This is a genomic window from Algoriphagus chordae (assembly GCF_003254055.1).
In the GTDB taxonomy this organism is placed as follows: Bacteria; Bacteroidota; Bacteroidia; order Cytophagales; family Cyclobacteriaceae; genus Algoriphagus; species Algoriphagus chordae.
In genome coordinates, this window is the sequence record NZ_QKZT01000009.1 from 124,415 (window position 1) to 138,411 (window position 13,997).

Below are 13,997 nucleotides of genomic sequence, written 5' to 3' on the forward strand. Positions count from 1 at the left end.
CTCCGTCCAATATATGTCAAAAATAGAAGTTAATAAATTACAAACACTAACTGGGCACAATGACTGTATCTATGCATTGACAGAAGGCTGTGATCCTAGGTTTTTTTATACCGGCGCTGGAGATGGAATGGTAGTGGAGTGGAATCTGGATAATCCCAAAGATGGCAAGTTGATCGCTAGGCTTCCGCATTCAGTTTATGCTCTGGCAACAGATCCAGCAAGAAATCTTCTATTCATAGGACATAATTTCGAAGGAATCCATGTCATCGATCTCAGTGAGAGTAAAGAGATCTGGTCATTGAAATTGACAGATCAGGCAATCTTTGATATCAAAGTATATAGTGACGAAGCCTATATCGGTACTGGAGATGGTGTGTTGATTGTGGTGGATATCAATTCAAAATCTATCAAAAAGCATATCAAACTGAGTTCAAAAAGTGTAAGAGTCATGTCTTTGGCGAAGGACAAACGTCAACTGGCAGTGGGCCTGAGTGATCATTCGGTGAAGATTTTAGATTTGTCCAATGATTTCCAGCCACTCGCTAACTTGACCGATCATACCAACTCTGTCTTCGCCCTCTCCTATTCTCCAGATGAATCTATATTGGTCAGTGCAGGAAGGGATGCAAGACTGAAATTCTGGGAAACAGAGAACTATTCCTTAGAAGAAACCATCGTGGCACATATGTATGCCATTAATTATTTATATTTCAAGGAGGACGGGAATCTCCTAGTCACCTGCTCCATGGACAAGTCAATTAAGATTTGGGATGCAGCTGAAAAAAAACTCCTCAAAGTCATCGACAAGGCAAGAAACGCAGGCCATGGCACTTCCATAAACAAGGTAATTTGGAGTAGCTATCAAGGCAATGTAATTTCTGTGTCTGATGACCGTACTATTTCTATTTGGCAAATTGAAGCAAATTAACCCATGAAGATTACACCTGCAGCCATTCGGCAAAAAACCTTTGAAGTTGGATTTAGAGGATATGAGAAAAAGGAAGTCACCACGTTTTTGGATGAGATAAGTGAAGTAGTAGATGCGCTTCACAAAGAAAATATGGAGCTGAAGACAAAGCTTCAAAATACAGAAGCCGAGGCAAAACGCTTAAAGGATGTGGAGGAATCACTTTTCCGTACCCTGAAAACTGCCGAAGACACTGGCGCAGCGATTATCGTAGAGGCCAATGAAGCAGCTGATTTGATTATTTCAGAGGCGAATGAAACAGCCGACAATGCCACAAAGCATATAGATCAGATGGTAGCGGATTCGAAAAAGCAAGCGCAGGAACAGGCTGCTGCTCTTATCGGAGCCGCTGAGACCAAGGCAAAGGAAACCATCGTAGAGCTGAGAGAAAGCATGCAAGGCTTGGTAAGATCCTATGAAGGATTAGCAGAGCAAAGAGAAGGGATGGTAAAAAGTCTGAAGCGCATTGCCCAAGATTCTTTAAATCAGATTGAACTTTCGGAAGCGCATTTCTCTAGAATAGATGCCAAGGCTCATGCACGAGCTATTGACGAGTTGAGCAGATCCCAGACTTTTACTTTTGCAAATCTGGAAAACTTGGGCTACGAAACTGAAGAGCCAATAGCAGATAAAATCGAAGATAGTCCTGTTGCTGAAAAAGAAATCATCGAAGAGCAAGCAGAGGAATCTACTCCTGATTTGGAAATTGAAATCAATGAGCAGGAAAGAGAAGAATTAGAAATGGAAGATACCAAGATGGAGCTGGAAGACGAGGCTCTTGAAGAGGATATCGAAGAATTGGAAGAGGAAATTGAAGAACGCGAAGAAGTGAAACAAAAACCAATTGCTGAGTCAATCAAACCTCAAGCTACACAAGCAAAGCACAAGGATGAGCCTAAGAACGAATCGGGATCATTTTTTGACCAATTCGACTGATGGGGAAAGTAAGCCTAGAGGGAATTGAATTCCACGCCTATCACGGGGCATATCCAGAAGAAACTGTGCTTGGCAATCGCTTTACCTTGGATCTTGAACTCGAAACCAATTTCCGTCAAGCTATGCTTCATGATGATCTGAGTGCGACGGTGGATTATTCTAAACTTTACAAACTGATCAAAGCAAGGATGGATGTAAGGGTGAAATTGTTAGAACATCTTGGGCATATGATCGTGACGGATATTTTGGAAGTCTATCCAGACACCAGTCAAATCAGATTAACCCTCAAAAAACATCACCCGGCACTGGGAGGGCTAGTGAGTTTTTCCTCCGTTCAAATCCAATACCCTGAAGATTATGCGTAATTATTTCTTAGCCATCCTACTGTTGCTTTGTTCTCTTGGAACCCTCAAAGCTCAGGGAGAAGCTTATCAATTTTTCACTAACAAAGGGAAAAAAGTCACCCTCAAACAAGTGCTCAAAGCAGCGGAGAAGTCTGATGCAGTATTCTTTGGAGAACTTCATAATAATAGTTTGGGGCATTGGCTTCAGCTACAAGTGCTCAAGGGGTTACAAGCTGAAAACCCAGACTTGGTAGTAGGCTCAGAGATTTTTGAGAGAGAAGATCAACTGAACCTAGACGAATGGTTTGCCGATCAAATCACTGAAAGCAGCTTCGAGTCTGAAGCCAAACTTTGGAAGAATTATACTACTGATTACCGTCCTGTTTTGCGCTACACAAAAGAGAATGGTCTTAGCTTTATTGCAACAAATGTTCCTCGGAAGTATGCTTCCTTAGTCAGCAAAAAAGGCTTGTCTTCTTTGGATTCACTTTCCCCTCAGGCCAAAACTTACTTTGCGAAGCTGCCGATGGAAGTGGACATAAGCATGCCAGGATATGTAGCCATGAAGGACATAATGCATGGAGCCCCAGGAAATTCTGATTTTATGATTCAAGCACAGGCATTGAAAGATGCGACTATGGCGGAGTCACTTTTTGAGCCTCTACAGGCAGGAAAGCAGATTTATCATATCAATGGATCATACCATTCCAAAGACGGAGAAGGTATACTTTGGTACTTAAAAAGAGAGTTTCCAAAACTGGAAATCCTGAATATCCATACTGTGACGCAAGATCAGATAGATCAACTAGATGATGAAAATGCTAACGCAGGTGAGATTATTCTGGTGCTACCATCTGACAGCCACACTACCTATTAGTATTGTACACTAAAGCTGAAACATCGAGAATCCGTTCGGAGTTTTGGATTGCCTTTGGGCAGTACATGAAGCCAATTCCGAATGCGGAAGGAAGAAGAATCAATTGGCCGAATTACAAAACTGGCGTTCGTAATATTTACTTCCGGATGAAGGCAGAGCGTGATTTCGCATCCATTGGCATTGAGCTTGGGCATCCCGACGAAGAATTGCAGGAATTGTATTTCGATCAGTTTGGGCAGCTGCGTAAAATCCTAGAATCGACTCTAGGAGAGGAATGGTCATGGAAATTGCATCAGGAAAATGAGTTTGGGCAGATCGTTTCCAGAATTGAAAAAATATTGCCGGTGGTGAATGTCATGGATGAAAAGGATTGGCCAGAAATCATTTCTTTTCTTAAACCAAGAATTATCGCATTGGATGAGTTTTGGGAGCTGGTCAAGCCAGGATTTGAGAGCTGAATTTTTAGGGCCGTTTGGATTCAGGTCGAATGTAATCTCTAATCGAAGGAAATTTCAAGATCCAGCTTAGCCGCATGCTGGAAATATTAAATTAGGATCAATAAAAATACAATGATGAAAATTTTATATGCTACAGCATTGTCCTTGCTGCTTACTTTTGGAATATCAAATCTAAGTTTAGCACAGACCCCTGACAATACCCCCAGAACTTCTATTAGTCTGGAGCATGGATCTCATAGCCTAGGAGGATGACCACTTTTTTTTGTGGCAGCAAGAATTTTAATCCTTTAGTTGCCTTGAATTAATTATCTTTTACTTCTTAAAATCAGAAAAGGTAATCTTACTTAAATCTAATGAAGAAATTAGTCAATCTGGATTTTGACAGGATCAGTAAGTACTATCAGCAATCAGATAGGACTAGCTTTTTTCAAGATATTTCTTCCAAGCTTTGGAATGATCTGGGGATGGATGAGGTCTTTTCTAAAATTGATCATACCCATACCAAATACGGAGAACAATACCTGTATTCTTCGCTTCGATTGGTGAAGCAGGGGCCTTTGGTGGATGAAAATTTAGAATCAACAATTCAAACAATTGAGAAAAACCCAGGTTTTAAATCATTTTTGATGAGCAAGCTTGAAATCTTAGCAAAGAATGATTCCTATTTTTTGTGTAATGTTTTTCAAAGAGACACAGCTAAAAACCCCTGGTATATCATCTTGTTTTACCTTCTATCGGGACTTTCTCTTATTAGTGTGATCTCGTCGCTTTTCATTGAATGGATGATTTTTCCTGCGATACTAGTAATCACTTGCAATTTCATAATCCACTATTGGAGCAAACTGACAGTTTCTCTTGAGTCAAGGACATTTGGTCAGCTTGGAGAGATGCTAGCAATTTCAAAGGTGATTCTCCTAGAGTCAAAAAAGCAAAAAATCCACTTGACAAAGCAGCCTGAAATCGAAAAGGTAGGACCACTCATTTTTAAGGCATCCATGCTCAAACCGAGAATAAAAGGGTTTAGTGAATTAGCGGAATTGGCTGGGTATATTTTGGAGATAATTAAGGCTGCATTCCTCATCGAAACCATACTCTATTTTTCAATTCTCAAAGAGATAGGCGAAAAGCAAAAATTGATTAAAGAAAATTTTGAGTACGTTGCTCACCTGGATTTTGCGCTATCCCTTGGGCAACTTAGACAGATGGATCCTTCGATCACTTTGCCTCGAGAGAGTGCTTCGCTCCAAGTAGATGGCAAAGGGATGCTTCATCCTTTAGTTTCAGAATCTATCCGAAATTCTATTTTGATTGATCAAAATGGCGTTTTGATCACAGGTGCAAATATGTCAGGAAAAAGTACATTCTTAAGAATCATAGGATTGAACTGCCTGTTGGCCCAGACAATTAATTCCGTTTTCGCAACGGAGATGACAGTTCCAAAGCTTCGTATTTATTCGTCTATCCAGACGTTTGATGAGTTGGAAAGTGACAAAAGTTATTTCTACAGTGAGGCCGAGACGATGAAGGAAATGCTCTCAGTTCAAAATGAGGAAGGTTTCAACTTGCTTTTGATCGATGAGATTTTCAAAGGAACCAACAGTCGTGAGCGACTGGTGATATCTTCAGAAGTTCTCAACCAACTAGCTAAGGAGAATTCTATAGTGATTGCCACCACGCATGACTTGGAGCTGGTTAATGGGCTTCCGGCTTTTATGTTTTTCTACTTTACGGGACAGGATATGGCTGGTAAATATCAATATGATTTCCAACTCAGATCTGGGGTTTTGGATAGTACCAATGCTGTTTTCGTGCTGAGAGATATGGGCTATCCCAATGAAATATTGGGCAAAATCAGAGATAAATTAAACAACATGAAAAATTGAGTTGATGAACAACAAGATGACTACTCCTACTAAATTTTTGATTGGATTAGCTTGGCTTAATCTGATTATATGGATTTTGGAGCGGAAGGAGATCACTTATATTGGAATTGAGGGATATTTAGGGATTTCTTTTATTCTAATTTGTCTCTTGGTCCTTTTTAGTGTCATGCGAGAAAAGTCCAAAGGGTTACAGAAGAAGCGATGAGTCTATTTTGAATTTAGACCTTCGATGCTCAACAAATCCTGCTATTAAAAAAATACTCATAAAAAAAACCGAGCCTCACAGCCCGGTTTTATTTTTATATCAATTTGGAATTAGTCGACTAGTGATACCGTGATAGCATCACCTTCTTTAGTCACTTTCGCAACGCCCTTGCTGGTAAGGCCTTTCATTGCTACATCCCATTTCTTGCCGCTTAATCCAGCTTTGCCTTTCAAGTCGGCAATTGCCACTGGAGATTCTGCTTTCAACAATTCAAATATTCCTTTTTCCTCCTCGGTCATTTCCACCTGCTTTTTCTCAGGTCTCATCTGAGGGAAGAATAAGACTTCTTGTATAGTAGTATTATTAGTCAACAACATAGTCAGACGATCAATACCGATTCCCAAACCTGAGGTTGGTGGCATTCCGTACTCCAATGAACGAAGGAAATCTTCATCCATAGCCATAGCTTCATCATCACCACGCTCAGCTAGCTTCAACTGATCTTCGAAGCGCTCACGCTGATCGATAGGATCGTTAAGCTCAGTGTATGCATTTGCGATTTCTTTACCGTTGACAAACAGTTCAAAACGCTCTACCAAACCTGGCTCAGTTCTATGCTTTTTCGCCAAAGGCGTCATCTCAATAGGGTAATCTGTGATGTATGTTGGTTGGATCAACTTGGCCTCAACCTTCTCGCCGAAGATCTCATCTACCAACTTGCCCTTACCCATTGTCTCATCGGTATCAATACCCATTTCTGCACAAACCTTGCGTAGGCCTTCCTCATCCATCTTGCTTACGTCGATACCTGCATATTCCTTGATGGAATCGTACATGGTCAATCGTCTGTATGGTCCAGCGAATTCGATCTCATTTGCCCCAACTGTTAGTTTGGTTTTGCCATGAATCGCTTCAGTCACCTGCTCGATCAGTTCCTCCACCATTTCCATCATCCAGATATAATCTTTGTAGGCTACATAGATTTCCATGGAAGTAAATTCTGGATTGTGCGTACGGTCCATACCTTCGTTTCGGAACATTTTCCCAAACTCATACACTCCATCAAATCCACCGACGATCAATCTCTTCAGATAAAGCTCATTGGCTATTCTGAGGAAAAGTGGCATATCTAAAGTATTGTGATGCGTATCGAAGGGACGCGCAGCTGCTCCACCATGAACGGCCTGAAGAATTGGTGTTTCCACCTCTAGCCATCCATGATCGTCAAAATAACGACGCATCTGGCTAATGATTCTGGAACGTGTAATGAAGGTTTTCTTTACCTCAGGATTCACAGTCAAATCCACGTAGCGCTGACGATAGCGCATCTCTGGATCTGTAAATCCATCGTGCACATTTCCATCTTCGTCACGCTTTACCACGGGAAGTGGCTTCACAGACTTAGAAAGCACAGTCAATTCGGTCACATGAAGGGAAATCTCTCCAGTCTGAGTAGTAAAAATATATCCTTTCAAGCCTAAGAAATCACCGATTCCCAACAGCTTTTTAAATACTGTATTATATAAAGTCTTGTCTTCGCCTTCGCAAATATCATCGCGACGCACATAGAACTGTAGTCTACCTGTAGCATCTTGGATCTCGCCAAAGGAAGCCGAACCCATAATCCTACGGCTCATCAATCGCCCAGCTATCGAAATGCTCTTGTAGTCATTCTTGCGATTTTCATAGTTACGATGAATATCCTCCGCATTGACATTGATCGGAAACGCCTCAGCTGGATAGGGATTGATCCCTAGCTTCATCAGTTCTTCCCGGTCTTTACGTCTTTCTATTTCCTGTTCGCTTAAAACTTGCATTCTATATAATTTGAAATTTGTTGTTCTTTTTATTTTGTTGGGTGTCAGATGACCGATGCTTACACCGAACTTTCAACCTCTAACCTTTCACTTCTTATTACTCACCACTTACTACCCTTCACTTTTCTCATCCCCAAAGGCAATATATCACTGAAACTGACCATCTACTCTCTTTCCTACACCTCTAACTTTTCACTTCTTACTACTCCCTAAACTGCGACTGTAAACTGACCAAACTGTCAACTGACCTCTGCAAACTGTCAACTAATCACTCACTCCCCTTCCTTCTCTCGATCTCCTTCTTAATCATCGAAAACTCCCTACTACTTTGTCCTGCAATACTGGAATTCTCAGAAGCTCTACGCATCAGGTATGGCATAACCTTTTCCACTGGACCATAAGGCAAATATTTCAAGACCTTATAGCCTTCCTTGGCTAGATTAAATGAAATATTATCACTCATCCCATAGAGCTGCGCGAAATAAATTCGCTCAGAATCCCTTGCAATACCATGTTTCTCCATCAGTTCAACCACTAAACGGTTGCTTTCTTCATTATGAGAACCTGATACTAAGTAAATGTCATTTTCTATGCAAAACTGCACCCCAAGATTGTAATCCCTATCCGTGGCGGATTTATTAGGCTGAATAGGATTTGGATAGCCCATTTCTTCCGCACGTTCCGCTTCCTTTTCCATATAAGCACCACGAACTAGCTTTGCTCCCAAGAAATACCCCTTGGTTTTGGCAACCTTTTCAGCAGCTTTGAGACGAGCCAGCATTTCGTGACGGTACATTTGATAGGTATTATAGACAATACAAGATTCCCTATTGTATTTCTCCATCGCCTCGTATGTCATAGTATCAATCACATCCTGAAACCATGACTCCTCCGCATCCACGAGTATTTTTATATTCTTCTGAAAAGCTGCATTACACAACTGATCAAATCGATTCTTCAGTCGTTCGAAAGCCAAACTCTCTTCTTCTGAAAGCTTTTCTCCAGCTTGCACCTTCACCATAATCCGGAAATCCCCAAGACCTGTCACCTTGAAAACCGCAAATGGCAAAGAGGATTGGTTTTCTGCTTTATCTATAGTTTTCAAGATCTCAGCACAACTCTGATCGTAGCTCGCTTCATCACCTTCACCCTCAACTGAATAATCGAGTGTAGACAGCACTCCATATTTCGCTAAATCCTGAGCAGCTTTGGTACATTCAGCGATTGTCTCTCCTCCACAGAAGTGACCAAACATCGTCTGTCTCATTATTCCTTTGATAGGCAAATGAAGAGCAAAACCAATTTTGGTCAGGACTATTCCTAGATCCGCAACAAATTTATTATTCAACATGGCAAAAACCAGGTGCATTCTCCTGAGTTCTGCATCAGATTTTGAGGCAAAGGCGACCTTTAGATTCTCAAAAGAAATACTGGGTTTTGCAGTCATATTTCATAAATAAAGCTGCAAAGATATTAAAAAAACTGCTTCTACTTTCCTTTTATTAGGATAAATGAACCATGTGTTGAGTCGCAGAAAACACCTTCTTTCGGCTAAAAACTCTGCTACACTAACCAACCACATGGAGTACTCGCAAGAACAAAGAAGATCAATTCCCAAGGGCTATAGTCTTCTCTGACCACAGCCTCAAATAACAGATCCTATCCCCTTTTCAATTTTAAAGCTTTTAAACTTATTCAAAAAAATATTTTAAAGACTATATAAGAAGTATTTGAGATAAAATCAGAATTAAATTCTGAAAGCCTTTGATTTTTGGGCTAGATTTTAAAATTTTCAATGAAATCACTGAATTATTGAGGATTAAATAATACCTGTGCCGAAAAATTAATTTTGATTTTAAAAATCACCACTTTACATTTGGCACATGTTAAACACAGCAGCGAAATATTTTAGCTTCTTTTACTTTTACTTTCGAAGACAAAATCGAATCGGAGTTGTGTATTGCCTAGCCAAAAACTAAAAAGAAATTATAAACACATAAAGCCCGATTCGAAAGAGTCGGGCTTTTTTTATTTAACGCTCAGTATTATGAAAGAACACAAGCAAATCAAAGACTGGGGCCTAGGACTAACAGGCCCAACTATTATCGCTGGACCTTGCTCCGCGGAGACTCCAGAGCAAATCGAGCAGATCTGTATCGAAATGAAGGAAAACAATGTGATCCCATCTATGTTCCGTGCAGGTATCTGGAAGCCAAGAACTAGACCAGGAAGTTTCGAAGGTATCGGAGAAGAAGGACTGAAGTGGATGGAAATCGTTCGTCATCACTTGAACATTCCTATCACTGTAGAAGTAGGAAATGCAGCTCATGCTGAAATTGCCCTTAGAAATAATGTGGACGTAGTTTGGGTAGGCGCAAGAACTACTGTGAACCCTTTTGCGGTACAAGAAATTGCTGACGCACTGAAAGGAACTGATATTCCAGTGATGGTGAAAAACCCAATGAATCCTGATCTTGATCTTTGGATTGGGGCTTTGGAGAGATTCCATGCAGTTGGCTTGACCAAACTAGCAGCTATTCACAGAGGTTTCTCTGATTCTTATGACAAGCGATTCAGAAACAAGCCAAACTGGTCTATGCCTATGCACTTGAAGCGCGTATGGACTGGAATGGAAGTGATCAATGACCCTTCTCACATTGTAGGTAAGAGAGATGGAATTCTTGAGATTTCTCAGAAAGCGATGAACTTCGGTTTGGATGGTTTGATGATCGAAACTCACCATGATCCGGACAAAGCTTGGTCTGATGCAAAGCAGCAAGTAACTCCAGCTCGTTTGAAAGAAATTCTGGATGCTATCGACTTCAAAAAACCAATTGAATCTGAGCAGCCAAGTGAGCGCCTGAACGATCTAAGAAGAGCGGTGGATCATATGGATGATCAGTTGTTGGATATTCTTCAGGAAAGATTCGCAGTGATCGATCAGATCGGTGCACACAAAAGAGAGCATCACTTATCAGTATTTCAGTCTGATCGCTGGAAAGATGTAATGGAAAGTCGTACTCAAAAAGGTACTTCAAAGAACCTAAGTGAGAAATTCATGAAGGAGTTACTTTATTGTATTCACGAAGAGTCAGTAAAGCGTCAAGAAAAGCAGCTTAGAGAAGCTGATCCTGTGAAGAAGTAACGACTTGGATTGATTTTCATTCTATAATTCTCTGCACCCAATTATTTTGACGGAAGACAGTTGACCGAAGTCTACTTCGGAAAGCAAAAGGAAGTTGGAAGATTTGGACACACACGAGAAGGTATGGTTTGCAACAAAATATCCAGAAAAAGTAAATTCATAAACACTGAGCTAATTCAAGTCTGAGGGGAGGATACCCTCCCCTTAGCTTTTATTACAATCAGTAAACTCCCGTCTTCGTGAACGCAATTATCTTTTCTGAAAACGCAGCTGTTGATTTAACCGCAGTACTTAGCGAGTTGAAATGCTCAAGCCTTTTTGTCCTCACAGATGAAAACACCAAAGCCAATTGTCAGCCTTTAGTAGAGGAAGTTTTCCCCTCCAACACTGCCTTTTTCACCGTAGAAGCAGGTGAAAGAAATAAGACAATCAGCACTTGTATGCAAATCTGGGCGGCGATGACCAAAGCCCAATTGGACAGAAAAGCACTTTTTCTAAATATCGGAGGTGGGGTAATTGGAGATATGGGCGGTTTTTGCGCTAGCATATACAAGAGAGGCATTCGATTTATCAATATGCCAACTACCCTACTTTCACAAGTAGATGCAAGCGTTGGCGGAAAATTAGGTGTGGATTTCGAGGGCTTAAAAAATCATCTGGGTGTATTCAATGAACCTGAAACAGTCATCGTCGCATCTGAGTTTTTGAAAACACTTCCTAAAGAAGAAATACGATCTGGTTATGCAGAGATCATGAAGCATGGCTTGATTAGAGATAAAGTTTACTTCGAAAGCCTTGATTTTGACAACTGGGAGAAATCTTATTGGTCACCGATTATCCATCACTCGGTCGAGATCAAAAAATCAGTTGTAAAAGAAGATCCGAAAGAAGCAGGTTTGCGCAAAATCTTAAATTTTGGACACACCATAGGCCATGCTTTTGAAACATACTTTTTGGATGGACCTAGACATTTATTACATGGAGAAGCTATTGCGGTCGGAATGATTTGCGAAGCTTATCTCTCCAAAAAGAAATTAGATCTTTCGATGGCAGAATTGAAAGAAATTGAAACTGCGTTTTTGAAAGTATATGGCAAGGTGGAGATCTTAGAATCCGATCTACCTGCTGTTCTTGATTTTTGCCTGCAAGACAAAAAAAATGAAGGCAAGGAATTGATGTTTTCCTTATTGACTAAAATTGGAGAATGTACTTACAACATCCCCGTTACTCGTGCGGAAATCCGAGAAGCAATTCATCACTATCAAAATTTACCTCAGACCTAATACAGCATATTTTGAATACTGAAACTTTAGAAACGATACATCTGGCTCAAAAATCAGATTTCTCGGCTACCCATATCCCACTTCCTTCTTCCAAAAGCGAATCCAATCGCGTGCTTATCATCGATGCATTGACCGAAGGAAAAAACCAACTCAGCAACCTTGCAGAAGCTCGTGATACGCAGACGATGATCAGTTTGCTAAAGAAAAACCCGCCGCTGTATGATGTGCTGGATGCAGGCACCACCATGCGGTTTTTGACTGCTTATGCTGCGATCACCAACCAAAACAAGGTGATGACAGGAACGCCACGTATGTGCGAGCGACCGATAGGGATTCTGGTAGATGCCTTGAGAACTGTGGGTGCTGAAATTCATTATTTGGGTGTTGAAGGTTATCCACCTATGGCTATTCATGGCCTTAAGGAGCAGACAAGTGATAAGGTTAAAATCCGGGGAGATGTTTCCAGCCAGTACATATCTGCCATGCTGATGATCGCTCCTTTGCTGCCAAAAGGATTGGAAATTGAGTTGGAAGGCAAGGTTGGTTCCAGATCTTATATAGAAATGACCTTGGATACCATGTCCCAGTTTGGCGTCAACTACACTTGGACTGACAACAAAATCTCAGTTCCAAATCAGGCTTACCAGTCCACGACTTTCGCAGTAGAAAGTGACTGGTCGGGTGCAGGATACTGGTTCAGTTTACTAGCATGCGCTGATTCTGGAGAATTGTTTTTGGACGGATTAAAAGAAAACAGTCTACAAGGAGATGCAGCTGTGGTGGAAATCATGGGGCAATTGGGAGTAAAAAGCACATTCCAAAACGGAGGCGTTTTATTGCAAAAGAAGGAAGTGACAGGTTTGGAAACCTGGGACTTCACGCACTGTCCAGACCTCGCTCAAACTATCGCGGTGACCTGTGCTATTTTGGGACAAAATGCGACTTTCACAGGATTGGAAAGTTTGAAGATCAAGGAAACGGATAGAATCTATGCTTTGCAACAAGAACTCGCGAAGTTCAATGCCGACTTGAAGGAAATCAAGCCTGAAGTCTATCAGGTGATCCCTTCGGTGACTATGCCTGCTGATGTAAAAATTCATACCTATGACGATCATAGAATGGCTATGGCATTTATGCCTTTGATCACCAAAACACGCGTAAGCATAGAAGATCCATCCGTGGTAAACAAATCTTATCCTAGTTTCTGGAAACATTGCCAGCTAGCAGGAATCTCTATCCTCAGCCAATCCTAAAATGAGCAAGCTAAAAATAGCCATTCAGGGCGTTCCTGGCTCTTTTCATCATCAAGTTGCGCTACGCAATTTTGGAGAGGACATAGAGATTTTGGATTTTGACACCTTCCCATCTGTAGCCAAATCGGTAGCTAATGAGGAGGCTGACTTCGGCATAATGGCGATAGAGAATTCCATTGCAGGAGCAATTTTCCCTAATTACGATTTGATAGATCGCTTTGAATTGAGCATACGAGATGAATATTACCTCCCGATTGCACATCAATTTATGGCACTTCCAGGCCAAACTATTGACGATATAAAAGAGGTTCGCTCCCACCCGATGGCATTGTTGCAGTGCAAAGTTTTTTTTGCGCAGCACCCACATATCCAGCTCAAAGAAGATACCGACACCGCTTCGGTAGCACGGGATATTGCCGCAGGAAATCTGAAAGGCGTGGCCGCAATTGCATCAAGTATAGCTGCCGGAATCTATGGAATGGAGATCATTGCTCCGGATATTCAAACGATTAAAAACAATTTCACTCGTTTTATTATTCTGCAAAAAGAAGCTTCAAAACCCACTACAAGTGTAAATAAAGCCTCGACCAAAGTTACTATCCAAGATCAAAAGGGCGGACTGGCAAAGTTGCTAACTTTGATTGCTGACAATGGAATAGACCTGAGTAAAATCCAATCTATCCCAGTGATCGAAAAACCTTGGGAATATGCATTTTTCATCGACTTGGTTTTTGAAGATCCTGCCGTTTTCGCCAAGACTATTGATGAAATTCGAGCTAGCTTTGGTGAAGTGAAAATATTTGGAGAGTACTTAAGCAGAAAATAAGTA

12 protein-coding genes are annotated in these 13,997 nt (G+C 41.0%); 10 read left to right on the forward strand and 2 right to left on the reverse strand.

The features are described 5' to 3' along the window. The first annotated feature begins 13 nt into the window (after positions 1-13). The 6 genes from LV85_RS11555 (at position 14) to LV85_RS11580 (ending at position 5,465) form a co-directional block, all read left to right on the forward strand. Positions 14-928, forward strand: a complete 915-nt coding sequence (locus LV85_RS11555; RefSeq protein ID WP_111319540.1) for a WD40 repeat domain-containing protein — start codon at positions 14-16, stop codon at positions 926-928. Between the two features lie 3 nt (positions 929-931). Further along, positions 932-1,903, forward strand: coding sequence for a DivIVA domain-containing protein (locus tag LV85_RS11560; RefSeq protein WP_111319542.1), 972 nt, complete (start codon positions 932-934; stop codon positions 1,901-1,903). Continuing rightward, positions 1,903-2,268, forward strand: a complete 366-nt coding sequence (gene folB / locus LV85_RS11565; protein ID WP_111319544.1) for a dihydroneopterin aldolase — start codon at positions 1,903-1,905, stop codon at positions 2,266-2,268. The genes LV85_RS11560 and folB overlap by 1 nt, the downstream gene beginning before the upstream one ends. After that, the gene (locus LV85_RS11570; RefSeq protein ID WP_111319546.1) at positions 2,261-3,124 is read left to right on the forward strand and encodes a ChaN family lipoprotein; all 864 of its coding nucleotides are present in this window, start codon (positions 2,261-2,263) and stop codon (positions 3,122-3,124) included. The genes folB and LV85_RS11570 overlap by 8 nt, the downstream gene beginning before the upstream one ends. Before the next feature lie 2 nt (positions 3,125-3,126). Further along, a complete protein-coding gene (locus tag LV85_RS11575) occupies positions 3,127-3,582 on the forward strand; it encodes a DUF4268 domain-containing protein (RefSeq protein WP_111319548.1) in 456 nt (151 codons plus the stop codon). 353 nt (positions 3,583-3,935) lie between these two features. Continuing rightward, a complete protein-coding gene (locus LV85_RS11580) occupies positions 3,936-5,465 on the forward strand; it encodes a MutS-related protein (protein ID WP_111319550.1) in 1,530 nt (509 codons plus the stop codon). A gap of 315 nt (positions 5,466-5,780) precedes the next feature. Here the strand turns inward: LV85_RS11580 and lysS are convergent, their stop codons facing one another. Together lysS and LV85_RS11595 are read right to left on the reverse strand one after the other, a co-directional pair. Further along, entirely contained in the window at positions 5,781-7,487 is a 1,707-nt protein-coding gene (gene lysS, locus LV85_RS11590) for a lysine--tRNA ligase (protein ID WP_111319554.1), read from the reverse strand. A gap of 268 nt (positions 7,488-7,755) precedes the next feature. Beyond that, positions 7,756-8,934 (reverse strand): proline dehydrogenase family protein, encoded by a 1,179-nt coding sequence (locus LV85_RS11595; protein WP_111319556.1) that lies wholly within the window; start codon positions 8,932-8,934, stop codon positions 7,756-7,758. Positions 8,935-9,534: 600 nt separating this feature from the next. On the opposite strand from LV85_RS11595, the gene LV85_RS11600 reads away from it, so the two are divergent. The 4 genes from LV85_RS11600 (at position 9,535) to LV85_RS11615 (ending at position 13,994) form a co-directional block, all read left to right on the forward strand. Then, positions 9,535-10,632, forward strand: a complete 1,098-nt coding sequence (locus tag LV85_RS11600; RefSeq protein WP_111319558.1) for a chorismate mutase — start codon at positions 9,535-9,537, stop codon at positions 10,630-10,632. Between the two features lie 239 nt (positions 10,633-10,871). Continuing rightward, positions 10,872-11,915 (forward strand): 3-dehydroquinate synthase, encoded by a 1,044-nt coding sequence (gene aroB / locus LV85_RS11605; protein WP_111319560.1) that lies wholly within the window; start codon positions 10,872-10,874, stop codon positions 11,913-11,915. Between the two features lie 11 nt (positions 11,916-11,926). After that, positions 11,927-13,168 carry a 3-phosphoshikimate 1-carboxyvinyltransferase gene (locus LV85_RS11610; RefSeq protein WP_245942271.1) on the forward strand — a complete coding sequence of 414 codons (1,242 nt, stop codon included), beginning with the start codon at positions 11,927-11,929 and terminating at the stop codon, positions 13,166-13,168. Position 13,169: 1 nt separating this feature from the next. Further along, positions 13,170-13,994, forward strand: coding sequence for a prephenate dehydratase (locus LV85_RS11615; protein WP_111319564.1), 825 nt, complete (start codon positions 13,170-13,172; stop codon positions 13,992-13,994). Positions 13,995-13,997: the final 3 nt, after the last annotated feature.